General features: G+C 37.1%; 18 protein-coding genes. 14 read left to right on the top strand and 4 right to left on the bottom strand.

Going from position 1 to position 24,881, the window contains the following annotated elements; all coding sequences use genetic code 11:
* Positions 1-89: 89 nt before the first annotated feature.
* Positions 90-872 carry an energy transducer TonB family protein gene (locus J7R12_RS04280; protein ID WP_126602966.1) on the bottom strand — a complete coding sequence of 261 codons (783 nt, stop codon included), beginning with the start codon at positions 870-872 and terminating at the stop codon, positions 90-92.
* Positions 873-1,109: 237 nt separating this feature from the next.
* On the opposite strand from J7R12_RS04280, the gene J7R12_RS04275 reads away from it, so the two are divergent.
* The 5 genes from J7R12_RS04275 to J7R12_RS04255 all read left to right on the top strand — a co-directional run bounded on the left by J7R12_RS04275 (position 1,110) and on the right by J7R12_RS04255 (position 7,433).
* Positions 1,110-3,320 (top strand): TonB-dependent hemoglobin/transferrin/lactoferrin family receptor, encoded by a 2,211-nt coding sequence (locus J7R12_RS04275; protein ID WP_126602964.1) that lies wholly within the window; start codon positions 1,110-1,112, stop codon positions 3,318-3,320.
* A gap of 271 nt (positions 3,321-3,591) precedes the next feature.
* Positions 3,592-4,638, top strand: coding sequence for a hemin-degrading factor (locus J7R12_RS04270; RefSeq protein ID WP_126602962.1), 1,047 nt, complete (start codon positions 3,592-3,594; stop codon positions 4,636-4,638).
* Positions 4,639-4,655: 17 nt separating this feature from the next.
* On the top strand, positions 4,656-5,555 hold the full coding sequence (locus J7R12_RS04265; RefSeq protein WP_126602960.1) for a heme/hemin ABC transporter substrate-binding protein: 900 nt from the start codon (positions 4,656-4,658) through the stop codon (positions 5,553-5,555).
* Positions 5,545-6,642 (top strand): FecCD family ABC transporter permease, encoded by a 1,098-nt coding sequence (locus J7R12_RS04260; protein ID WP_208439031.1) that lies wholly within the window; start codon positions 5,545-5,547, stop codon positions 6,640-6,642. The genes J7R12_RS04265 and J7R12_RS04260 overlap by 11 nt, the downstream gene beginning before the upstream one ends.
* The gene (locus J7R12_RS04255) at positions 6,639-7,433 is read left to right on the top strand and encodes a heme ABC transporter ATP-binding protein (RefSeq protein ID WP_126602958.1); all 795 of its coding nucleotides are present in this window, start codon (positions 6,639-6,641) and stop codon (positions 7,431-7,433) included. Before J7R12_RS04260 ends, J7R12_RS04255 begins: the two co-directional genes overlap by 4 nt.
* A 368-nt stretch (positions 7,434-7,801) precedes the next feature.
* Here the strand turns inward: J7R12_RS04255 and J7R12_RS04250 are convergent, their stop codons facing one another.
* On the bottom strand, positions 7,802-8,782 hold the full coding sequence (locus J7R12_RS04250) for a phage tail protein (RefSeq protein WP_126602956.1): 981 nt from the start codon (positions 8,780-8,782) through the stop codon (positions 7,802-7,804).
* A gap of 1,892 nt (positions 8,783-10,674) precedes the next feature.
* Here J7R12_RS04250 and thiC point away from each other — a divergent pair.
* The 9 genes from thiC (at position 10,675) to J7R12_RS04205 (ending at position 22,371) form a co-directional block, all read left to right on the top strand.
* Positions 10,675-12,510 (top strand): phosphomethylpyrimidine synthase ThiC, encoded by a 1,836-nt coding sequence (gene thiC, locus J7R12_RS04245; RefSeq protein ID WP_126602954.1) that lies wholly within the window; start codon positions 10,675-10,677, stop codon positions 12,508-12,510.
* Positions 12,507-13,457: an FAD-dependent oxidoreductase gene (locus J7R12_RS04240; protein WP_126602952.1), complete on the top strand. Its 951-nt coding sequence runs from the start codon at positions 12,507-12,509 to the stop codon at positions 13,455-13,457. The genes thiC and J7R12_RS04240 overlap by 4 nt, the downstream gene beginning before the upstream one ends.
* Before the next feature lie 3 nt (positions 13,458-13,460).
* Complete coding sequence (gene thiS, locus J7R12_RS04235) at positions 13,461-13,658, top strand: sulfur carrier protein ThiS (RefSeq protein WP_126602950.1); 198 nt, start codon at positions 13,461-13,463, stop codon at positions 13,656-13,658.
* A gap of 4 nt (positions 13,659-13,662) precedes the next feature.
* Positions 13,663-14,436: a thiazole synthase gene (locus J7R12_RS04230; RefSeq protein WP_126602948.1), complete on the top strand. Its 774-nt coding sequence runs from the start codon at positions 13,663-13,665 to the stop codon at positions 14,434-14,436.
* Complete coding sequence (locus J7R12_RS04225) at positions 14,433-15,038, top strand: thiamine phosphate synthase (protein WP_126602946.1); 606 nt, start codon at positions 14,433-14,435, stop codon at positions 15,036-15,038. Before J7R12_RS04230 ends, J7R12_RS04225 begins: the two co-directional genes overlap by 4 nt.
* Entirely contained in the window at positions 15,029-15,796 is a 768-nt protein-coding gene (locus J7R12_RS04220) for a hydroxymethylpyrimidine/phosphomethylpyrimidine kinase (protein ID WP_126602945.1), read from the top strand. The genes J7R12_RS04225 and J7R12_RS04220 overlap by 10 nt, the downstream gene beginning before the upstream one ends.
* 432 nt (positions 15,797-16,228) lie before the next feature.
* Positions 16,229-17,056, top strand: coding sequence for a uracil-DNA glycosylase (locus J7R12_RS04215; RefSeq protein ID WP_126602943.1), 828 nt, complete (start codon positions 16,229-16,231; stop codon positions 17,054-17,056).
* 80 nt (positions 17,057-17,136) lie between these two features.
* Positions 17,137-19,764 (top strand): aminopeptidase N, encoded by a 2,628-nt coding sequence (pepN, locus tag J7R12_RS04210; RefSeq protein ID WP_126602941.1) that lies wholly within the window; start codon positions 17,137-17,139, stop codon positions 19,762-19,764.
* 285 nt (positions 19,765-20,049) lie between these two features.
* Entirely contained in the window at positions 20,050-22,371 is a 2,322-nt protein-coding gene (locus tag J7R12_RS04205; protein ID WP_126602939.1) for an ATP-binding protein, read from the top strand.
* On the opposite strand, the gene J7R12_RS04200 is transcribed toward J7R12_RS04205, so the two are convergent.
* Both J7R12_RS04200 and J7R12_RS04195 read right to left on the bottom strand, forming a co-directional pair.
* On the bottom strand, positions 22,358-22,891 hold the full coding sequence (locus tag J7R12_RS04200) for a methylated-DNA--[protein]-cysteine S-methyltransferase (protein ID WP_126602937.1): 534 nt from the start codon (positions 22,889-22,891) through the stop codon (positions 22,358-22,360). The genes J7R12_RS04205 and J7R12_RS04200 overlap by 14 nt on opposite strands.
* 428 nt (positions 22,892-23,319) lie before the next feature.
* Entirely contained in the window at positions 23,320-24,138 is an 819-nt protein-coding gene (locus J7R12_RS04195; protein WP_126602935.1) for an outer membrane protein, read from the bottom strand.
* Positions 24,139-24,881 lie beyond the last annotated feature (743 nt).

Below are 24,881 nucleotides of genomic sequence, written 5' to 3'. Positions count from 1 at the left end.
TCGTTCATTTTTATTTCTTAACCCACAAACAACAACATCATAGCAACAAACATAACATATGTTAAAGTGAATCATAAATCCCATGGAAATCAGCTAAATATCAGTGATACTCTAATAATTTTGTTCACTTTTGATGGTGGTGGTGGAGGAAAAGAGCCAACACGGGAAAGCGCCGCCATAGCTAATCGATCAAGTTCTGGATCACCTGCAGAGACTACAACACGGCTAGAAAAAATATTCCCTTGCTCATGCACCCGAAATTCTAACTTCACTGTTCCTTTTGCAGAACTGTTACGCTGTCCTACAACATATTTTTTTTGCATTTCTAATTGCGTCTGTACCTTTGCCAACCATTCTACTAACAACGCATCCTCACGTGCTGCTGCATCGCCACCCTGATGGATGGTGGACGAAGGTGTCCTCTTTACAGTGGATTGCTTTACTATAGCCTTTGGTATCGGTATAGGTTTTTTATCGATCACTTTACGCTCTACTTCTTGAGGAAAAGGTTTCTCCAAGGATTTGAGAAATGCAAAATCATTTTTTTCTTCAGTATGCTGAGACTCTTCCGGTTGAACCTCATCCATGGTGTCCAAGTTCTCCGACTCCTGTTCTGAGAGATCAGACTGCAACTCTTCTGACTCTGTATTCATATTCGATAGATCTCTATAAATATCCGGAAAATATACGTCAACATCCGGATGTGCAACTTCTTGCACAACAGTCAGCATAACAATAGGTGAGAGCTTACCTTTACTTACACCAGTACTCTGAAAATAGAACTGTGCTCCCAATACTATATGCAAAGAAAAAGCGCAAATAAAAGCGCCAATCCAAAGAGTTAATAACCGCCTCTTATTTGTAAAAATCATAGTCTTTCTGCCGCTATTCTAAGCTTAACATCGGTATCCAAATGCATTAAAACAAGCTATTTTGAAAATGCAACTTTTTTCTTGACTGCTTTTGTCATGTTTAATATGGTTTTCCTGTGGTTTTTTGCTAAAATCAAATCACTTTTGCTTGGCTGGCTCGTTTGTAATGGTTAAGTCAAGCGTTTTTTATAGTTTTGAGCTGGAGAGGGGATGTTTTAAAAAAGGTTATGATGTGTTATGCGAATAAGACGAAAAAATATCCATAAAAGCTGCCTGATTTTAAGTGCTTTATCAGTCTGTATTCCTTCATTTGTTTTTGCGCAAAATAAGGAGAACAGTGCTATAACTGAGCTTAAACCGATTGTTATTAAAGGGAAAAAAATAGAGGGAGCGTCAGGTTCAGTAACCATTTTAACTGATCGTAAAACCGCTAAGGATATTGATGAAAAGCAAATCAGTGGTATCCATGAAATTAGCCGTCTCGATCCGTCCGTAGCCTATAACTCAGGAAAAAATGGCTTTGTGATTCGTGGTTTGAATGGGAACCGTGTTCTCACCACAATGGATGGCATTGTTCTTCCGTGGCTTAGTGATATATTGCGTGATGATATGATGCGTGGAAGCACTGGGACTACCACCACTGGAAATACAACTTTTGATTTTAGTAGCATTTCCACATTTGACGTTATTCAAGGATCGGACTCTAGTCTTTATGGGTCTGGTGCATTAGGTGGTGTAGTCGCTTTGCGTACTCTTAATCCTGAAGACCTTATCACTGAAGAAAAAAATTGGGGGAGCCTTATAAAAGGTGGTTATCATTCTGTTGATAATAGTTGGCGCATAAATCAAGCTTTTGCTGTGCGTGCTCAACAAACATTTTTGCTCTTCCAAGGCTCCCATGAGCAAGGAAATGAACGTAAAAATATGGGAACCATAGAGGGATATCAAGAACGTACACGTAAAAATCCCGCTCATTTTGACCAAAATAATTTGCTTTTTAAAGTTCATCAATATTTCAATGAAAACCATCGACTTGGTTTTACAGCGGAACGCTTTGATTATAACAAAAATACGCATTCATTAAATATGAGTGAAAGGTACTACTCCCCTGGTTCCGTTTATAATCAGGAAAATAAACGCCGTGAACGTCTTTCTCTTTCTTATGATTATAATGGCAATGGAAATTCGCTTTTTGATGCGTTTCAAGGGCAACTTTATTGGTTAAAACAATCAAATAATGATACTATGAGCGGGGTTCGTGTTAGAGCACCAAAAGGAGATTATTTGATAGATAATCTTGTGCGCAATACCAATTATGGTTTAAATATTCATGCTTCCAAAAAAGTGAATATTAGCACTGTAAGCCATACATTAAAGCTTGCCACTGATGTTTCGTCATCTCAATTTCATCATTATTTGTTAGGAAGAGATAATTGTCATTTGAAGGAAAATGCTCAAGGATGTCTCTTTGTGCCTGCTAATCGATCAGATTCACCGGATACGAAGAGCTACAATTTTGGTTTTGCTTTTGAAGATGAAATTGGCTTTTCTCATAACCGTTTCCGTGTAACACCTGGAGTTCGTTACGATTGGTATCAACATATCCCTCAAAAAACCTCTGCTTATGAAAAAGCACTGATTTCTGATCAATTCCCTCCTGAAAGAAATGGCTCACATTTCTCTCCTAAGTTACGGATGGAGTGGGATGTTCGTAATCAAGTAACGTTCTATGCTCAATGGGCGCAAGCTTTTCGCGCACCGCGTGTCTCAGAACTTTACGTCTCTTATATCAGACCCTCTGCTTATTATGTGAAGGGAAATCCTGATCTTAAAGCAGAGACAAGCAATGGGTATGATGTTGGCATAAGATATGGAAATAAAAGTTTTGGTGGTTCACTTAGTGGCTTTGTCAATCAGTATAAGAATTTCATAGATACCATGGATAAAGGGCCGTCAGAAGAGTTTCGAATGAAGCGTCTGCATTACATGAATCGTTCGAATGTCCGTATTTCTGGTGTTGAAGCAAAAATGCATTTGGCCCTTAATAGTGGATTCCGTAGCAATTTTGCCCTTGTCTACTCTCAAGGAAAAGATCTTGATAAAAATGAATATCTCAGCTCAATCCCACCTTTAAAAACGGTTGTTGGACTAGGATATGCAAAAGAGTTTTGGGGAGCAGACGTCATACTTACTTCATCTGTAAAACGTGATAAAGCTACTCAAGAATCTAGCTACCCCAAAGTTCTTGGGTATAACATTGTTGATATATCAGGATGGTGGAAACCCTTTGGTGAAAAAGGGCTTGTTGTAAGAGCTGGTGTTTATAATCTGTTCAATACAAAATATTGGAATGTCTCTGATCTTCCTTCAAGTAAAAGTGCAACACCAGATGATTATTATAGCCAACCTGGTCGTAACTTTAAGGTATCGTTCGTGCAAAAGTTTTAGTCACTTCTGTTAACTCTTAGATCAACAGAAAATTATATTAATAAAAGGATAAATTATTGTGTTTTTGTTCTCATTGTTCTTTAAATCACAAAGACTTGAAAGAAAAACTTTAATTCTTCCTCATTTATCAATTTTTGGTTGTTCTGCTGTTAATTATTAGGGGCTTATTTGGTGAAGGGTTGAGCCATTCATTGAGAATGACTCAACCTATTGCCTTTGTAATGATAAAATTTGAAAGTTAACTCTCTAAAATTAACATAAGGATAAGTCCATGTCATCCTATACAGCCGAAATGATTATTCGTTTGCGTGAAGAAAAAAAAGAGATGCGGAATCGTGATTTTGCAGTCTCTATTGGTATATCTGAGGCAGAATTTGTTGCAGCCTATTGTACAATTGGAAAAGCAAAAAGATTACATGCTAATGTTGCAACTTTCCTAGAAAGTGCTCCTCAACTTGGAACAGTGATGGCATTGACACGTAATGAATATGCTGTTCATGAAATAACAGGATGTTTTGGAGAGATTGTTCAAAGCCAACATATCCCAATCACGCTCGGTGAAATTGACTTACGTATTTTTCCAAAACAATGGAAATTTGGCTTCGAATATGATATGATTGTTCTCGGAAAACCTACAAAAAGTCTACAATTTTTTGATCAAAGCGGCGTTTCTATTTTTAAGCTCTATCCTACAGATACGACAAATATGGAAGAGTGGAATAAGCTTGTTGATAAGTTGCTTCATGAGGATCAATCCTCTGTTCTTGATATTCTTCCTGCTCCAATCCCAGTTCAATGTGATATAGAAAAGCTAGATGTTGAACATTTCCGAGATCGTTGGCGGAACATGACTGATGTACATCAACTTCATGAAATTATCTCTGAACTAAAAATTAATCGGCACGACGCTGTGAAATATGCTGGTAGTGAATTTTCTGACGCGTTAAGTGAGGACTCTATTGAAATAATGCTAAACCAAGCTGCACAACAGGAAATTCCAATTATGTGCTTTATTGGCAATAGAGGGTGTATCCAAATTTTCAGTGGGAAAATAAAAAATATTAAGACAATGGGACCTTGGATTAATATTCTAGACCATAAATTTGACATGCATTTGTTACTTTCTGGAATCGGTAGAGTATGGCATGTTCGCAAACCTACAAATGATGGTTATGTCAGCTCACTTGAAGTTTTTGATAAAAATAATGAGATGATTGTTCAATTCTTTGGCATGCGAAAGGAAGGCCAAAAAGAGCGTGAGGATTGGCGCTCTTTATTGAAGAGTTTACCTTTATATAGAGAAACAGCAATCGCTTAGATAAGGTAAAGTTGGGCATGCTTACACTTTTTTTGCGTAGAGTACTAAATTTTTTTCTTATTTTCATACTGCTCTCTCTTCCCTTCTTTTCTCAGCCAGTATACGCTGAACCTACAACACACTTTTCTGAGAATGCGCGTATTGTTTCCGTTGGCGGCTCTCTTACAGAAATCGTTTATGCATTGGGAGCTCAAGATCAACTTGTTGCCCGTGATAGTACAAGCGTTTATCCACAAGAAGCGCTTAAACTTCCTGTCCTCGGATATATGCGTGCTCTTTCACCTGAAGGTGTTTTATCACTTGCTCCAGAAGGTATATTGCTAGTCGAAGGAAGTGGACCTCCTTCAACAATTGAAATCCTAAAAAAAACATCGATTCCTATAGTGATCGTGCCAGAGGATTACTCCCGTGAAAATGTTATAGAAAAGATTCGCATTGTTGGTAAAGCCCTGCATCGCGAAGCAGAAGCGGCTGCACTCATAAAAAAAATAAGTCGTGACTTTGTGGATAATGATGCTCTTTTGGCAAAAGTAACAAAACCAAAGCGTGTCCTTTTTATTTTTTCCGTACAAAATGGACGTGTTATGGCATCTGGAACAGGTACTGCTGCAGATGGTATGATAAAACTTTCAGGTGGTATCAATGCCATCACCGATTATAAAGGGTATAAGCTACTGAATGGTGAAGCGTTATTAAAATCAAATCCTGATGTTATTTTGCTTGTGAAGCACGGTGAAAAATCCACCAACCTTGAAAAGATTTTAGCTATTCCAGCAATCCAAGCAACGAATGCAGCCAAAAATCATGCTATTAAACAGATGGATATTATGTATCTTTTAGGATTTGGTCCACGCACTGCGGATGCCTCAAGAGAACTTATTCATATGCTTTATGGTGAAAACAAAAATGGTAAATAGCACATCTATAATGTATACACCTGAAACAAGTGAGAATAAAAAAATAGACCGTGCAAATTTGAGAAAGATTGTACTCTTAGGTCTCATCATATTTCTCATCTTCAGCATTTTTGCTGGAATTTTAAATGGAGCTTCAAACGTTTCTCTCTTTGATTTTCTTCATGGAATGCTTACGCAAGACTTTTCAGTAAGTCGTAAGACGCGCGATTATCTTGTGTTTATCGATATTAGGCTGCCCCGTGTCATTTTGGGGTTATTGATTGGATCAGCTCTCGCTGTCTCTGGTGTTCTCATGCAAGGGCTTTTCCGTAATCCTCTTGCAGATCTTGGAATTATAGGCGTCTCAGCAGGCGCCGGTCTTGGTGCTGTTTTAGCAATTGTTATTGGCATTGCCTTTCCTGCTTCCTTGGCACCTTTTCTAGAACCTTATAAAGTGATCATAGGTGCCTTTTTGGGCGGACTTCTCTCAACAATTGTCCTTTATACAATAGCAACCCACCATAGTTTTACCTCTATTGCAACAATGCTTCTTGCTGGTATTGCACTTGGTGCTTTAAGCAGTGCTGTTGTTGGAACACTCATTTTTATTGCAAATGACCAACAACTGCGTGATATCACTTTTTGGAATCTTGGCTCTCTTGCAGGTGCTACATGGTTAAAAGTTTGGCTTGTTTTTCCTTTTATCTGTGTTGGTCTTCTTTTTTCACCCCTTTTATCACGAGCACTTAATGCTCTTGCTCTTGGAGAAGCCGTTGCTGGCCATATTGGTTTTCATATCCAACGAACTAAAAATATTGCTATTCTCCTTGTTGCCCTTATGTGTGGTAGTGCAGTTGCTATTAGTGGAGGAATTGGTTTTATCGGTATTGTTGTTCCTCATATTTTGCGTCAGCTTATTGGTCCAGATCACCGTTATCTCATTCCTTGTTCTGCTCTCTTAGGAGCGGCATTACTTATTTTTGCTGACACCTTTGCACGCTTAGTTGTTGCCCCTGCAGAATTACCAATTGGAATCGTTACAGCGCTTTTTGGTGCGCCTTTTTTCCTATGGATCCTTATACACAAAAGAGGAACAAACTTTTCATGATTGAGGCAACAAATATTTGTGTTCAACGCGGGAAAAAACAAATTCTTAACCATATAGACCTTCATGCAAACTGTGGTGACTTTACCATTATTATCGGTCCTAATGGATCTGGGAAAAGCACTTTCATCAAAGCGCTGAGTGGGGAGCTTCCTTACAGTGGGAAAATCACTTTAAATGGTTATGATGTTCGCCAAACAAAAACTTGTGAAATGGCAAAGATGCGTGCAGTGCTTCCACAATCAACAATGCTCGTATTTCCGTTCTTAGTCCATGAAGTTGTAGAACTTGGTCTTTCTGTAAATCAACTTACCATTGCCAAAACTGGATTAAAAAATCTTACCCAAAAAGCTTTGGAACGTGTCGGACTTGCTGACTATGGAAAGCGATATTATCATAAATTGTCAGGAGGAGAACAAGCTAGGGTGCAACTTGCTCGTGTACTTTGCCAAGTCTGGGAACCTGTTTCTCATGGAGTTTCTCGTTGGATGATCTTAGATGAACCTATTGCTAGCCTTGATATTCAACATCAGCTTGTTGTTATGGATCTTGCCAAAAATTTTGCCCGTTGTGGCGGTGGTGTTCTTGCTGTTCTCCATGATCTCAATCTTGCCTCACATTATGCAGATAAAATGATATTGCTAAAGCAAGGAAAGATTCATTGCGAGGGAAATGCTTCTACCGTTTTGACAACACAAAATCTCCGTGATGTTTATCATTGTCCCTTAATTGTTTCGGAATTACCTAAAGCAGATATTCCATTTATACTCCCTCAAACAGCATCCTGCCTATAAAGTGATGTGTTTTTTCAAAAGTCTGATTATTTAAATCAAAGAGTTAAAGTCAAGCTGCACAGCGAAATAAAGTATTTTCAGACAATTTAATTTAATGATAAATTTTAAATGACTTTTATGCATTTCCTCTATGCAATTATGGATTTACAAAGAAAAAGTAATTGATATTTTTCTCGTTAATGAATTATATTCTCGGCTCTACAGCTATTTAAAATTACTTCTTTATCACTCAAAGAGCGTTTTAAAACTCTTAAGCAACTTATTCATGCTACCTGAATCTCTTATTACTTGTATAAAAAGTAACGCGAAATTGCTCCGCGTTAACAACTTCACTAAAAGAAAACAGATTATTGATCACTCAATAATCCTCATGATTTTATAGCATAAACAACTGTTGTATTCACAGGTCTTGTTTCTCTCTCACCTGTTGGAGAAATGTTCGCCTTGTGCGTATGTGCGCCGGCCGATTGTGTTGTCCCTGTAATGATTTGATAGTGATAACTTGGGTTTCTTCTACCAATATCATCAGCACTCCATCCTACCCCATCATATTGAAAATTGTGCGTATGCTCACCTGCCTTTTCAATGGTGCAAACATGCTCGTGTGATTTTATGGAATCTTGCTGCTCTTTTGCAAACTGTCTATTGGGATCCAGACCACGGCCATTATCAACCCCCCGTAAAAACATCCCTCTAAAGTCAGGAACTTTAAAGGTTGTATTACTGTCTTTTCCCCATTTATCACCTATTGCCTTGAATAACTGCGGATAATCTTTACGTTTATAAACAGCACCATCGCATAAAAGCCAGCCATTCGGCATTTCTTGCATAGCAAATGTCGCAATAAACCCGCAAGGAAAAGGTTCTACTTTTGGTGGTGGAAGAGGTGTAGGATTTAAGAGATACCAACCATCATGATTTTCCATGGAAACATTGCTATTATAAACTATCTCGTAAATGCCATCTGTTTGTAGCTCTCCGCCTTCTAATGGTATAATACCTACATTGGTTGCCTTATAGATTGGCTTCTCCCCCATGCTGTTAACGGTTATTGTTGTCGTGCCAATATTCACGCCACGAGACTTAAAACGTATGATGATATCATTTTTATATTTTTCTATAAGCGAAGCTGTCTTTAACGTGATAAATGTTGTTTTATCTTCTACATTCACCATAAAACTTGAATCAATAGAACCCCCACTATCTGCAAGATATTCACGCACACGTTGCATCATCGCTCGTGCACTATCATTGACAGAACTGGGTGGCTGACCTTCTGCCCAATTAATGATACTATCTGCATTAGCATTTTCATCAGCCTTTAACGACCAATCGTAAATATTAGACATTATTATCCCCCATTATTTTCAATAACTCTTCTCGAAACTTCGTTTCTTTTTGCTTCCCCCATGAGGAAACTATTCCTCATCAATAGATCTATTAATTAACAGTCGTAAGCCTGCAAATACATACTAAAATGTTAAAAAACGCTATTATTCGTTGATACATCATTTCTGCTGTAGCAATCTGTACTTGTCATTTGTTTTTCTTTTTATCCCTCCCCAATCAAATGAATTCAATCCATTACATCTTTTTCATAAAACCAGTATCAAGGCCTTTCGCGTGCAATATAATCATCCCATTTGGTGTTACTTGCCTCTTATTACCTCGTTGTCATTATGCGGTTATATTTTGGAATCCTCAGTTTGTTGTAAAAGTCTACAATATGTGTCACAAAATCCCTTGCTGTGGATTTGATATAACTGCGGTTGGATGTAATACCTATCAGTTAAATATGAAGCGAACTGATACACTTGAAAAGCCTACTGTACTTTCTAGCCCCCCAACACTTTAAACGTTATTGAGCCCAAAATATCTCATGCTGTCTGCACAGATTGTTCTGCATATTGTATGTTAGAAATTATACAAATAACTGCAATTTTTTGATCTGTGACTGCAAAATTTTTTAAGTTATTTTGCTTTATCCTCATTTTAAATAGGCTATGATTTTTATTGATCGTTTTCTTTATTAAACAAGCTAAAAAAATTTCTTTATATTTTTTTTTCGCATTCCCCACCACAATTCTCTCTGCGTGCAAAAATCTCTTCAAACATATCTTATTTTATTGAATTGTTCTGAAAACTGCTCTTACCAGATCAATACCCCACACCCTTATTGAAGGCCTACTCTTTTCAATCTAAAGCAGCACAAAGGATATCTCTCAATACGGGCCACCACCTCACGCTTCAACTTAATAATCCGAGAATTATATTCTAAATATACTAAAGGCGCATCTCTCATCAAACTTGAAGAATGCATCCGAGTTCTTTACGTGAATTGAAAAATAGAATCTGCGCCCCCCTGAAAAGGCGCACCACGGATCTTCGAAAATCAATTTTTGTAACTGTCTACCCCCTCTAACAGCTAACACAGCTGCCTTTCCTTACATTTTATTATATACAGATTTTTTTTGCAAGAGCAATAAACTCTAAGGAATATCAGCAAAATGCTGAAGGGACCGTCCAGCACCTTATCATTATTGGCATTCTCCATCCTTATTGCAATATCAGAGCAGCATTCGCCAAACTGTTTTGGTGATCAATCCTGTTTTTTCCAAAAGCATGAGAGATATCCTAAGCGCACGAGTAAGTATAAAAAATGAGCACATAACTTAAAAAAATATGCAATAATACTCGCCATGATTTCAGGAGAAGAACTATCATAACTCAAAGCAATTTTTTCTAAACAGAAAACAAGAATACTTATAAGAATGCTGATTTCTAAAGACTGGCTCTTGAATCAGAAAGCTACATGAAATGTGAAAAATAAAACTTAAGAGAAGCAATAAGCATAAACCCTCTCATTTTGGCAATAAATTTTTGCTCTTACTGTTTCTTTATAAAAAACTTTCGTATTATAACTTTTCACTTTACAGTTCCTGCTTTCATTCCCCAAAATACATAAAACCCGTTCAAAACATATCTTTGCGATTGACAATATAGATATTTAAGCCAACCATAGTCATGCTAACAAAAATGCTTTAAGTGGGGGTAGCGCAAATATTATGGAAAATATTGCATCAATTTTTTCAATAAAGCTTTTTGATTTTCATCTGCTGCGCCTTGATATAGCGATATTATACACATTCCTTAATGCAAGCACAGCTGATTAATAATTTGAATATTTCCCCTTTAATATCGCAATCTGTTTTTGAACTATGTGTTTATAAGGAAAAAATTTATGCAGAAAGATATTCCATCCATCAGTTGCAGCCCCTTTCCCGCCTCACGCAAAATTTATCAACAAAGTCCTCTTTTTTCTGATGTGCGTGTCTCACTGCGTGAAATTTCACTGACCGATAGCGGCGGTGAAAAATCTTTAAACATTTATGATACTTCCGGTCCATATACCGATGAAAATATGATCATTGATATTACAAAAGGCTTGCCAGCAATTAGCTCATCTTGGCTCTCTAAACGCGCTGATACCGAATCTTATCCTGCACGATTCATTAAACCTGAAGATAATGGGGTAACCTACGATACTCCCTCAGTAACAGCATTTGAACAAAAACGACCTATTTTGCGAGCAAAAAAGGGCAAAGCAATTACACAAATGGCTTATGCACGTGCCGGCATTATTACTGAAGAAATGGAATATGTAGCTATACGAGAAAATGAAGGTCTTGTAATACAAGAGCAACAAAAAGTGCAACCAAATGAAATCTTTCATGGATCACTACCAGAAATTTATACCGCTGAATTTGTTCGCAATGAAATTGCCTGCGGACGTGCCATTATTCCCCAAAACATTAATCATCCAGAATGTGAACCCATGATTATTGGACGCAATTTTCGTGTTAAAATTAATGCTAATATTGGCAATTCAGCAGTTACTTCATCCATGGCAGAAGAAGTTGATAAAATGGTTTGGGCTATTCGTTGGGGAGCAGATACAGTTATGGATCTCTCAACAGGACGGAATATTCACAATATCCGTGAATGGATTATTAGAAATTCGCCAGTTCCAATTGGAACTGTTCCTCTTTATCAAGCACTCGAAAAAGTACAAGGTATTGCCGAAAATTTAACATGGGATATTTTCCGTGATACACTCATTGAACAAGCAGAACAGGGTGTTGATTATTTTACCATTCATGCAGGATTAAGATTACCTTTTATCCCTCTAACCGTTGATCGGGTAACAGGTATTGTTTCACGTGGTGGCTCAATTATGGCAAAATGGTGTCTCCATCATCATAAAGAAAGTTTTCTCTATGAACATTTTGATGAAATTTGTGATATTGCACGCACGTATGATATCTCTCTTTCATTAGGAGATGGTTTGCGCCCAGGCTCTATTGCCGACGCCAATGATGAAGCCCAATTTGCCGAACTTAAGACTTTGGGAGAATTGACAAAAATTGCTTGGGAAAAAGATGTACAGGTTATGATTGAAGGACCTGGGCATGTTCCAATGCACAAAATTAAAGAAAATATGGAGCAACAATTAGAGCTCTGTCATGAGGCACCCTTTTATACTTTGGGACCTCTTACTACTGACATTGCTCCTGGTTATGACCATATTACATCCGCGATTGGTGCCGCTATGATTGGATGGTTTGGGACAGCTATGTTGTGTTATGTAACACCTAAAGAGCACCTAGGACTCCCCGATAAAAATGATGTTAAAACGGGCGTGATCACTTATAAAATCGCTGCCCACGCTGCTGATCTTGCCAAAAGTTTGCCCAGAGCACAATTGCGTGATAATGCCCTTTCACGTGCCCGTTTTGACTTTAGATGGCATGATCAATTCAATATTTCTCTTGATCCAGAAACAGCCTGTGCTTTCCATGATGAAACAATGCCTAAAGAAGCACATAAATTGGTGCATTTTTGTTCCATGTGTGGACCCAAATTTTGTTCCATGCGTATTTCCCATGATATTCGTGATGCAGCAGCAATAAGAAAAACAAAAGAGGAAGGTATGACTGTTATGTCCGAAAAATATCAAAAGAATGGTGATCTTTATGTAGATGCTATTCCTACTCAAAAAAAGAGAGTTAACAGGTGAAGAATATTCTTATCAAGGGTGCTGGTATAGGGGGCTTAACAGTTGCCTTTATGTTACAACAAAAAGGTATTTCTTTTACCCTATCTGCTCCCCCTCATTCTCCTATAGGAACGGCCAGTTGGTATGCGGGAGGAATGCTTGCGCCTTACTGTGAAAGAGAAAATGCTGAACAAATTGTTGAAGATCTTGGTGTACAAGCCATACAATGGTGGCGCAAAACACTTCCCAATCTTGTCATAGAAAAAGGGACTTTAGTTGTCGCCCCTATACGCGATAGGGTAGAACTAGAACGATTTTCCATGCGTACCCATAATCACAAAACGATCAACGGTGCAGAAATAGCCCATCTTGAACCGGATCTTGCAGAACGTTTTAACTATGCGCTCTTTTATGAAAAAGAAGCACATATTGATCCTCGTAAAGCACTTATCACTTTAAAAGAAAAGCTTGTACAAAATGGAGTGTGTTTTGTCGATGTCGAAACATCTGAAACAAATTTTGATATTGTTATTGATGCAACTGGAATAGCACGTTTAGGAAAAGATAAAAATATTCGAGGTGTACGTGGAGAAATGCTTCTTGTCCGCAGTACAGATGTTAAAATTTCTCGTCCAATTCGCCTTCTCCATCCACGGTTTCCTCTCTACATTGTACCTCGACAAAATAATATTTTTATGATTGGCGCAACAATGATTGAAAGTGATTTTGATGGTGCCATCTCGGTGAGATCAATGATGGAATTACTCAATGCAGCTTATACCTTGCATCCTGCTTTTGCTGAAGCAGAAATTATTGAATCCGGTGTTGGTATACGACCAGCCTATCCTGATAACTTTCCTTCTGTGTACAAACATGGTAATCATATTTCTATTAATGGATTTTATAGACATGGTTTCCTTTTATCTCCAGAAATGGCAAAACGAGCAATAAAATTGGCATTGGAGTAAAATATGCAAATATTTGTCAATGGTGAAACAATCCAAACGGAAGTTATGACTCTCAGTCTCTTACTTGAAGAATTGGGATATGAAGGAAATTGGCTTGCAACCGCCGTGAACACCGAAGTTATTCCTGTCAATGCACGAAGCCAATTTGTCTTACAGGAAGGAGATAAAATTGAAATTTTAAGCCCAATGCAAGGAGGATAAAACTATGCTGAATCTTTATGGACGTAAATTCTCTTCTCGTCTTATGTTAGGTACAGCGCAATATCCTTCACCAGCAATCCTTCGTGAGGCTATTCATAAATCAAATACAGAAATTGTAACCGTATCGTTGCGCCGCGAAACAGCAGGTGGGAAACAAGGTGGACAATTTTGGCAATTTCTTAAAGAACTTGATGTAACAGTGCTTCCCAATACCGCTGGTTGCTATACTGTTAAAGAAGCTGTAACCACTGCCCACTTAGCTCGAGATCTCTTTAAAACATCTTGGATTAAACTTGAAATTATCGGTAATCCAGATACCTTACAGCCAAATGTTTTTTCCTTGATCGAAGCAGTGCAAATTTTAAATAGTGAAGGTTTTAAAATTTTTGCCTATACAACAGATGATCTCATTGTTGCTGAAAAGCTCTTGGACGTTGGATGCCGTGTCATTATGCCTTGGTGTGCTCCTATTGGCTCTGCCAAAGGTCCTCATAATACTGATGGGTTGCGTTCTATCCGTGCGTACCTTCCTGATGTTACTCTTGTTATTGATGCCGGCATTGGGCGTCCATCGCATGCTGCCATTGCTATGGAGCTTGGTTATGATGCAGTCCTTCTTAACACAGCGGTTGCCAAAGCAGGTGATCCGGTCTTAATGGCTGAAGCATTTTCTAAAGCTGTTCAGGCAGGGCATATGGGATATAAAGCAGGAATCCTCGAAGCACGTAATATAGCAGTTCCTTCAACACCAGTCATTGGAAAAGCAGTATTTTTATGAAACTGGATCCTTTTTACCTCATTGTTGACAATGCTGATTGGGTTGAGCGTTTGGTTCCTCTTGGAGTTAAACTCATACAATTGCGTATGAAAAATGAAAATCCCAAAACGATTAGTCAACATATTAAACGCGCAAAAAATGTATGCGATAAATTCGAAGCACAATTAATTATTAATGATCATTGGACAATCGCAATTGATGAAAAATGCGATTTTATTCATCTCGGACAAGAAGACTTAAGCAATGCTGATCTTCCTGCAATCCGTAGAAACAGTATAAAGCTTGGTCTCAGCACGCACGATGAACATGAGCTAGAATTCGCAATATCTGCTAATCCTAAATATATCGCCCTTGGTCCTATTTATCCTACAATCTTAAAAGAAATGAAATGGAACCCACAAGGACTCGATAAAATTAAGCAATGGAGAAAACGGATTGGTACTTTACCTTTAGTAGGCATTGGTGGCTTAACGCCGGAACGTGCAATTGGTGTTTTAAAAGCAGGTGCCAATAGTGCTGCTGTTGTAACCGATATTCTCCTTCATAAAAAACCTGAACAGCGTGTCCAACAATGGATAGAGATGACACGAGTATGGCGTTAATTCCTTCGATTCTTATTGTTGCGGGAACAGACCCAACAGGAGGAGCTGGTATTGTTCGCGATATAGAAACGGCCGCACATTTTCAAATAAAAGCCAATTTAGCTATCACCTGTGTTAACGTACAAGATGATAATCACGTTGCTGAAATTGTTCCAATGAGTGAAAAACTTGTTGCCGCACAAATGCGCACTGCTCTAGAAGCCAATCCAATAAAAGCAATAAAAATCGGTATGACAGGAACACAAGAAATTATTATAGCAATCTGTAATGTCCTCAAAGACTATCCTCATATTCCAGTTATTCTTGATCCTGTACTTATCGCCTCATCAGGAGGAAAACTAACAACAGAAGAAATCACAGAAATGATGATTCATAAACTTCTCCCTCATGTTGATCTTCTCACACCAAATAGAGAAGAACTCGCTCTTCTCAGCCAAAGCCCGTTGGCATCTCATGATAAACAAGCAATACAACAAGCAAAAAGACTGCTGTCATTTGGTCCACGCTCTCTCTTGATAAAAGGTGGACATGCAGAAGGTCCTCTAGCAACCGATAGCTTCATACATAAAACTGAAATTATTAACATTTCCACCCCACGCTTAATGGAAACAATGCGTGGAACAGGTTGCATCCTTTCAAGTGCTATTGCAGCGCATTTGGCATTAAATGAATCTATGACTCAAGCCATAAAAAAGGCAAAAGCATATATTCACACATTGCTGTTAAATCATAATCAAAAAGGGTCATTAAAAGTTTAAGCTTATGTCATAATCTGACTAAACACTCTTGCTGTATTTTGTAGTTTATATGGATTGTGTTATCCTAAACTTAATGAATCTGTATGTATAAAGTAATTATGATAAAAAATATTTTTATTATTAATTAATAAAATTATAAATACATTGATAATAAATTATATTTTTTGTTTTATAAAACTAAAATAGTATCATTATAGTAAATCAATTTATATAAATTTTACTTATTATAAATTTATTTAATATATTCTAATAGATAAAATCACACACTGAAAAATGTATACAACTGTAAATGACCTAAATTTAAATTTCTTCGTTCTTTTCAAGAAAATGGTCTATCACTATTGCATACATAATTCCTCACAAACACATCATAAAACTTGAAGGATAATGTTACCTGATCTATTGTAGAGACAGATTATTAGAGAAAATAAAATGTTAAATCAAACACCACTCTCAATATCATATGAAGAACTCTTGAACTTTTATAAAGAAAGTGGTGCGGATGCTGTCCTCACAGATTCACCTATTAACCGCTTTGATCAAGCTGCTTCCTTAGAGAAAAAATCAACACAAGCAGTAAAGATTTCTCATAATCAACAAACATCACCAACCACCAAAGTACCCAAGCATCCACTGCCTAACTTTTCTACAATACAAGGTGAATCTTCAGCTATAGAGAGTGCCAAAAGTGCGAAAACACTTGATGAATTAAAAGCTGCTCTTCTCGCTTTTAATGGCTGTTCATTAAAATTAACAGCGAAAAATACCTGTTTTTCAGATGGAACAGCGGGAAGTCCACTCATGCTCATAGGGGAAGCCCCAGGACGAGAAGAGGATATACAGGGCATTCCTTTTGTGGGAAAAGCCGGAATGTTACTTAATAAGATCCTTGAATCTATTGGCTTAACAAGAAAGAGTGTTTACATCGCCAACACTATTCCTTGGCGCCCTCCAGGAAACCGTACACCAACACCAAGAGAAGTTGCCTTATGCCGCCCTTTTATTGAACGACAAATTTATTTAGCTCGTCCACGTGTTCTTATAGCACTGGGAGGGGTTGCTATGCAGTTTCTTACGGGGGCTCAAAATGGAATTATACGGACACGAGGCAAATGGTTTACCTATGAAAGCGAAAACAATATAAAAATACCTGTTATGCCAACCTTTCATCCCGCTTACCTTCTCCGAACGCCTAGTCAAAAGAAGCTTACGTGGATAGATTTTTTAGAAGTCAAAAACCGCTTAGAGTGTCTTTTGTAATATCTTCATCCTCCCTTATCTCAAAAGATAAAGACTCTTACAATCCGTAACTCTTTGAAAAATATTAATAGGAAAAAATGATGCAACAATCAGCAGTCCCCATTTATCGTTTAGAAGACTATCAAGAAACGCCTTATACTATACCAAAAACGTACCTTCACTTTCGTTTAGCACCAACAAAAACCTCTGTTACAGCAATATTGTCTATTGAACCTCGTCACAATACAAAAGAAGCAACACCTCTTGTGCTTTCTGGTGATGATCTTACATTCGTCTCTATTGCTCTCAATGGTCAAAAATTATCTGAAAATGCTTATAAAGTTACCCCTTCACGTTTAGAAATTATAGCTCCACCAACGGATCCTTTTACATTACAATTGGTCACGGAACTGAATCCTGAAAGCAACAGTCAACTCATGGGGCTTTATCTTTCAAATGGTGTTTATTGTACACAATGTGAAGCAGAGGGTTTTCGTCGTATTACTTATTTTTATGATCGCCCAGATATTCTTTCTACCTATACGGTAAAAATTGAAGCGGATTCCCAAACAATTCCTATCTTACTTTCCAATGGTAATCTTATCGAGACAGGAATGCTTGAAAATAATCGCCATTTTGCTCTTTGGGAAGATCCTTATCCAAAACCATCCTATCTCTTCGCTTTAGTTGGTGGTAATCTTGATAAGCTAGAAGATTATTTTACCACTGTATCTGGTCGACAGGTCAAACTTGGCATCTATGTAGAAAAAGGAAAAACCAAACGTGCAATCTATGCAATGGATGCCCTTAAACGTTCTATGCGTTGGGACGAACAATGTTTCGGTCGTGAATATGACCTTGATGTTTTCAATATTGTTGCTGTTTCTGACTTTAATATGGGGGCAATGGAAAACAAAGGACTTAACATCTTTAATGATAAATATGTTCTTGCAGATCCTGAAACAGCTACCGATCAGGATTATAGAAACATCGAACGTATAATTGCTCATGAATATTTTCATAATTGGACTGGTAATCGTATTACTTGCCGTGATTGGTTTCAACTCTGTTTAAAAGAAGGCTTAACTGTTTACCGTGATCAAGAATTTTCCTCAGATCAAAATGTACGCAGCTTACAGCGAATTGAAAATATAAAAACATTGAAAGCTGCGCAATTTACTGAGGATTCTGGTCCACTTGCTCATCCTGTACGTCCTCGTCAATATAGCCAAATCAATAACTTTTATACCGCAACCGTTTATGAAAAAGGTGCAGAAGTCGTTCGCATGGTGCGTACTATTTTAGGTCCCACTCTTTTTCGTAAAGGGATGGATCTTTATTTTCAACGTCATGATGGACAAGCTTGTACAATTGAAGATTTCATCGCCTGTTTTGCCGAAGTCTCTGGTCTCAACTTCTCCCAGTTCATGCTTTGGTATGAACAAGCAGGCACACCCAATGTAGAAATCAGCCACCATTATAGTGATGGTGTTCTAACAATTCATGCAAAACAACATATTCCTGAAACACCGCACCAAAACATAAAAAAGCCTATGCTTATCCCTATTGCTTTTGGACTCTTAGGACATAACGGGAAATCTCTTACTTATGAGACTGATGCGAATATTCAATCAGATATTATGCTTTTGTCTGAAGAAAACCAAACTTTCACATTAAAGGGACTGAGTGAACAACCTGTTTTATCACTGCTTAGAGACTTCTCTGCGCCTATTACTCTACAAACTTCCTTCAATGAAAACGAACTCATTTTTCTTGCACAAAATGATAGCAATCAAGTTAATCGTTGGCAATCATTTAACCATTTAATGACCCATGCTCTGATTGAAGCCATTCAAGATAAAAGACAAGTAAAAGAGGAGATGCCCTCTACTTTGCTCAAATTGATTGAAAATATTCTTAACGATGAAAGCCTCGAACCAGAATTTCGCGCATTTTGTTTAACTTTACCCAGTGAAATTGAACTTGCCCATATAATCGGTAAAAATGTTGATCCAGAACGTATCCACTATGTGCGCGATCAGTTTTTAATTTCACTCGCACATAGGCATCAGGAACTCTTCACAAAAGTTTATGCGCAAATGCAAATCAATGAACCCTATTCACCAAACACTGCACAAGCTGGGAAACGAGCATTACGCAATATTATGCTAGACTATCTCTCCATCGCCGAAGCCAAACCAAACCGTGCTGCCACACAATATGCAACAGCGGATAATATGACGGATCGCATGGCTAGTATAACCATCTTAGTGCGACGCTTTACCGAAAGTGAACAAGCGCAAAATGCCTTAAATGATTTTGAAAGCCGCTATCAGCATGACCCTTTAGTCATGGATAAATGGTTTTCCATTCAAGCAATGGTTGCGGGAGCATCAACATTTGATCATGTTCAAAAACTCATGCAACATCCGCTTTTTTCACAAGATAATCCCAATCGTGTACGAGCCTTGATTGGTGTCTTTGCCTCTCACAACCTAACAGGTTTTCATAGAATTGATGGGGCATCCTATCATTTTCTTTGCCAAATTATTTTGGACATTGACAAAAAAAATCCACAGCTTGCCTCACGGTTATTAACAATGATGCGCTCTTGGCGACAATTAGAACCCATTCGGCAACAAAAATTTGAAACTGCATTAAAAATAATTGCAAAAGCTTCACAATTGTCAAGCGATGTGGCTGAGATCATCAACCGTCTTCTCGATTAAAATAAAAAACATTTATAAGCAATAGTTTGTAATATTTCTTATCAAATAAATTCAACGCTCTACGCGATAATAAGAAACCTATAAGCAGGCCGTTTAAACCTGTTTATAGGTGCTGTTGAGATTCCTTTTCATTTCCATACGTCACACTTATAAAAGTAAAAGTGTTTTTTCTAAAAAAAAGACTGGACAGAAGACTCCTGTTTTGATTCACTGCACTTTATGGAGTTACTATGAATATCGAAGCAGTTTTTAAAATGTATTATTCCATCATTAAAGGAACGAGAAATGGCTGAATTGGACGCATATAATGCGCCAACGGAGACGTATGCTGATTCAAAATCGAGCGCACAAAATCATAAAGCGCAAAAAGAGCGTCTCAATCTTTTTTCTCGTTCAGCCTATCAAAAACTTCTTTTTATTGAACCTTGGCTGCGACGTTCACTGCCATTTGTAATTCTTGTATTTCTTGTTGTACTGGCAGCAATTCGCTTCATATCACTCTACGATTGGCGCCATGCGATTGATAAAAACACACGTTCTACCATCACTCTTTTAGCTTCTCATATTACCAACACAATTGATCGTGATTTACTTGCCGCTACGCAAAAAGGCAAAGTTTCTACTCTTTCTCATAATCATTTGCAAAAGATCCTTACTGATTTTCGCAATCAAGGCCTTATCAATTCCAGCATTGTTATTGCCATAGTTGATCAAAAAGGCAATGTCCTAGCTTCATCAAATTCCGAGATTATTTTAGGAAAAACTTTACAGGATTTTACTTCTGAAAGCATTGCTTTACAATCTCTGGGAAAACATGCTGGAGTTATGACAATTACAATAGGCCAAGATATTCCCGCTCTTGCTTCTTTTCAGCAAACAGAAAATGGACACTATGGTGTCTTCATCAGCGAAAAAACACAAAATACCTATAGAGAATGGCGCAAGATTTTCTCATTAAATATGACCCTATTCATAGGAACAAGCGGAATTATTTTAGCTCTCCTCTACGCTTATTACAATCAAATTATAAGAGCACACAATACAGATTTAATTTCAGAAAAAACTCAAAACCGCATCGATATGGCAATGATGCGTGGGCGCTGTGGTCTATGGGATTGGAATATGGCAAGCGGACGCGTTTACTGGTCACGAGCAATTTATGAAATGCTCGGTTATGTTCCTCAAGATGCACTGCTATCAATTTCCCAAATTACCGCCATTATCAACCCAAATGATGCTAATTTTTTTGATCTTGCTCAAGAATTAATGAGTGGTAAGAAAAAACATATCGATATTAATGTCCCCATGCGTCATGCCGATGGTCATTATATATGGATGCGTATTCGTGCTGAAGTTACCGATGAAGAAGAACCCCATTTGGTCGGTATTGCCTTCGATATTAGTGAACAGCGCCAACTCGCAGAAGAAACAGCGCAAGCCGACCTTCGTATCCGTGATGCAATTGAAAATATTTCAGAATCTTTTGTCTTATGGGATTCAGAAGGACGTTTAGTCATGTCCAACAGCAAGTTTTGCGAATATGCTGCTATTCCTAAACAGGTCTTACAATCAGGAATCCAACGTGCAACTGTCGAAGCCATGGCTCGCCCTGCAATGAGTGAATATCCCCTCAAAGACGATGGGAGTGGTAACTTAACGAGTATTCGCCAAACTGCAGACGGTTATTGGCTCAAAATTAATGAACGACGCACTCAAGATGGAGGACTTGTTTGCATTGGTACAGATATTTCTGAACTTAAACAACAACAAGAAAAATTTGAAGATAGTGAAAGGCGCCTTTTTTCTTTCATTCAAGAACTCAAACGTGCGCGAGGAAATGCTCAACAACGTGCAACAGAAGTTGAAAAACTTAATAAAAGTCTGAAAGCTGAAAAAGAGCGCGCAGAAAGTGCTAATAAAGCTAAATCAGAATTTTTAGCCAATATGTCTCATGAATTGCGCACTCCTCTTAATGCCATTCTCGGCTTTTCAGATATTATGTTGCAATCCACCTTTGGACCTCTTGGCTCGCAACGCTATAAAGAATATATGCGTGATATTTACAATTCAGGAACCCATCTCCTAACCCTTATTAACGATATCCTTGATATGTCAAAAATCGAAGCTGGAAGATTTACTCTTGATTGTAAAAATATCGATCTTGAACCTATCATCAGTGAAGCAGCACGAATACTTACGCCACAGGCTCAAGAAAAAAATATTTCTGTTACAACAAGTATTGCCCCAGAATTGCATGCAGAAGTTGATGTCCGTGCCATGAAACAGATCTTTCTTAACCTCATCTCTAATGCTGTTAAATTCACACCTTCTGGAGGGAGTATTGATATCTGCGCGTTTAAGAAAAAAAATACCCTTATTTGTAGAATTAAAGATACAGGTGTTGGCATTCCCCAATCCGCAATTAAAAAACTTGGACAACCTTTTGAACAAGTGGAAAATCAACTCACTAAAACCCATACGGGCTCTGGTCTTGGCTTAGCCATTTCGCGCTCATTGCTAGAATTACACAAAGGAAAACTTGAAATTATTTCTAAAGAAATGAAAGGTACAACTGTAACCATTACAATGCCAATCAAACAAAGTTAAATTCCTCCTTTTGTTCCCGTTGTAGTAAAATCTGTTTTCGCCAAACACCCCAACGATATCCAGAGATAAAACCATCCTTGCGCACCACGCGATGGCAAGGAATAATTAATGCCAATTCATTCCGTGTACATGCATTCGCAACTGCACGAAAAGCATGGGGCATACCAATACGTTGCGCTAACATTTCATATGAAATTGTTTTACCACATGGCACTTCACATAATAGCGTCCACACTTTCTGTTGAAAAATAGTGCCATTTATATCTAAAGGAAAATCATATTTTCTTGCCAACTTAGGCGTTTCTATCATGGCTACAATATGTGCAACTTCTTTCTTAAATGTATTGTCATCATCCACGTATTTTACATTACCAAAACGACCTGTGAATTCCTGTAATAATTGTTCTTTTGTATCTCCTAACGCTATATTACAAATCCCTTTATAAGACTTTGCTACCAAAAGTGCCCCTATTGAAACATTTTTTAGGCAAAATATTCTCTTTTGAGAAATGTCCAGCATTTTCACTCTCTTTATATTTTAAAAAATTTTGACCATTATAAAGAAAGAAATTTTTTAATTATACTCTCATAAAGCAAGGCAAAATCTTAAATCTCTCTTTCTTAGCCATTATTCAAAATCACACTTGAATCATTTTATAAAACCATGAAGAGAATGATAAGGATCTGAATTATCTTTTATACTTACATCCCCATAGCTCTAACAAAAACAAATGATGACGCATTCTAAAACGCACAATTTTAGTATATTAGACTAAACTCGTTTATCTAAAAATGAAAAAAACAGTATTTAAGGAATAGAAAAGCGCGACTTTTCTAAAGATACTCTAAATAAAATAACCGCTCTCTTAAAAGAGGATGTTCATATCTCTGAAAAACAAGAGCCCCATTCAAAAATGGGGCTCTTTTAAAATGCAATCTTGCAATGAATTAAAATTTATACGCTACACCAACACGAAAATCATTCGTTTTGTAGCTCATTTCAATTTTATCTTGTGCGAATTTTTTCTTACCATAATCTGAGTAACGATATTCCGCACGCACAATAACATTATCGGTCATTGCAAAATCAACACCACCTCCAAGGGTATAACCAATCATCGTCTTTTTTTCATCATGCACCAAAGCAGAAAGATTTACTGCCCTCTCTGTTGTATTCGCTGGCAATGCAAAAATATTTTGAAGCTGCGTATAGACAACTCCTCCTGCAACATAAGGCATCATGCGATCAACAACAAACCCCACTCGTGCCCTTGTAGCACCGGCCCATTTTTGTTTTAAAGTATATTGCACAGTTATAGGATGAACATCTGTGTGCTCTGTAGCCCGACTCGTCTCTCCTAATTTTTCACTGTGACTTTCTTTCGGCGGCTCAACATCTGATGAACTGATACTTTTCATATTTTTTTTATCAGACCAAATCACATCTGTATCAATACCTATGATAAAGCCATTGTCGATATCAACATTGGAACCCGCATAGATACCCCCTTCAAAACCAGAAAGTTTAGGCAAAAGATCCTTTTTCACTGGAATCCATTTTCCTGTTTTGTCATCTTCTTCATAACTTAAACCAGTTTTACTGGAAAAATTGCCAAGTTGGCCTCCAATGTAAAACCCTGTCCATGAAAATGCTGGAACTGCAATAACAGGTGTCGATTGTTCAGGGACTATAATATCCGCTGCCTGCACTGCAGAAACTAAAGTTAAAGAAAAAATAGAAGTTGTGATTAAGTATTTTATAGTCATAATGCTCCCCTAAAAGCTAATTGACACAATAATGACTAAATTATTCATATTTTTTAAAAAAAATCTGTAGCAAAAATGATACAGTTATGAAAAAAATAAATATCTATTATAAAAACTAAAACAACATTAAATAACTATGTTATATCTTTTATAAGTATTATTTATTCATTATCATTATTATAATCTTTTATTTGCCGCATATTTTTTATATTTCCTAAATACAAACAGAAGCATAATATTAAATTCTAAAGAGTAAATAAGGCTCAATAATCTAATGAAGAAAAAGTTTTATCCCACTTTATTCAATATATTTCTATTATGTATTTATTAAAAAATGACCTACATCCTCTGTAAGAGTTTTCCTAAATTTTGATATAATACGATAAATAGATTATTTCTTCTGAAATGATCTCTTTAGAAGATTTAATTTTATGAATATGTTTGTTTGATATGTATCTCTTCTATAAAATCTATAAAGCAACAATATCACAGATATACATTAAATAAGAAAAAATGACAAAGAGAACCATCCATAAAAGCTACAAAAAATCTTACTTGAATTTTCTGTATGAATAATAACAATTATATTAAGTTAGTTTTGGCATAAAATTCCATCAAAACAATTATAAGAGACAAATTACAAACAATTTTTCTTATCTTATTACTAAAATTCATACTTAAATAAAATATAAAACAGCAATATATTAACAAAAAAATAATAATATAATAATTATACATATTAC

Origin of the sequence: Bartonella vinsonii subsp. vinsonii (assembly GCF_902825235.1) — a bacterium.
In the GTDB taxonomy this organism is placed as follows: Bacteria; Pseudomonadota; Alphaproteobacteria; order Rhizobiales; family Rhizobiaceae; genus Bartonella; species Bartonella vinsonii.
The sequence above is the reverse complement of the archived record's forward strand: the minus strand, read 5'-3'. Positions and strand labels throughout refer to the sequence as shown.

Coding starts and splice junctions, on each gene's coding strand:
- J7R12_RS04280 (WP_126602966.1), bottom strand. CDS start 872: ATGATTTTTACAAATAAGAGGCGGTTATTAACTCTTTGGATTGGCGCT.
- J7R12_RS04275 (WP_126602964.1), top strand. CDS start 1,110: ATGCGAATAAGACGAAAAAATATCCATAAAAGCTGCCTGATTTTAAGT.
- J7R12_RS04270 (WP_126602962.1), top strand. CDS start 3,592: ATGTCATCCTATACAGCCGAAATGATTATTCGTTTGCGTGAAGAAAAA.
- J7R12_RS04265 (WP_126602960.1), top strand. CDS start 4,656: ATGCTTACACTTTTTTTGCGTAGAGTACTAAATTTTTTTCTTATTTTC.
- J7R12_RS04260 (WP_208439031.1), top strand. CDS start 5,545: ATGGTAAATAGCACATCTATAATGTATACACCTGAAACAAGTGAGAAT.
- J7R12_RS04255 (WP_126602958.1), top strand. CDS start 6,639: ATGATTGAGGCAACAAATATTTGTGTTCAACGCGGGAAAAAACAAATT.
- J7R12_RS04250 (WP_126602956.1), bottom strand. CDS start 8,782: ATGTCTAATATTTACGATTGGTCGTTAAAGGCTGATGAAAATGCTAAT.
- thiC (WP_126602954.1), top strand. CDS start 10,675: ATGCAGAAAGATATTCCATCCATCAGTTGCAGCCCCTTTCCCGCCTCA.
- thiS (WP_126602950.1), top strand. CDS start 13,461: ATGCAAATATTTGTCAATGGTGAAACAATCCAAACGGAAGTTATGACT.
- J7R12_RS04230 (WP_126602948.1), top strand. CDS start 13,663: ATGCTGAATCTTTATGGACGTAAATTCTCTTCTCGTCTTATGTTAGGT.
- J7R12_RS04225 (WP_126602946.1), top strand. CDS start 14,433: ATGAAACTGGATCCTTTTTACCTCATTGTTGACAATGCTGATTGGGTT.
- J7R12_RS04220 (WP_126602945.1), top strand. CDS start 15,029: ATGGCGTTAATTCCTTCGATTCTTATTGTTGCGGGAACAGACCCAACA.
- J7R12_RS04215 (WP_126602943.1), top strand. CDS start 16,229: ATGTTAAATCAAACACCACTCTCAATATCATATGAAGAACTCTTGAAC.
- pepN (WP_126602941.1), top strand. CDS start 17,137: ATGCAACAATCAGCAGTCCCCATTTATCGTTTAGAAGACTATCAAGAA.
- J7R12_RS04205 (WP_126602939.1), top strand. CDS start 20,050: ATGGCTGAATTGGACGCATATAATGCGCCAACGGAGACGTATGCTGAT.
- J7R12_RS04200 (WP_126602937.1), bottom strand. CDS start 22,891: ATGCTGGACATTTCTCAAAAGAGAATATTTTGCCTAAAAAATGTTTCA.
- J7R12_RS04195 (WP_126602935.1), bottom strand. CDS start 24,138: ATGACTATAAAATACTTAATCACAACTTCTATTTTTTCTTTAACTTTA.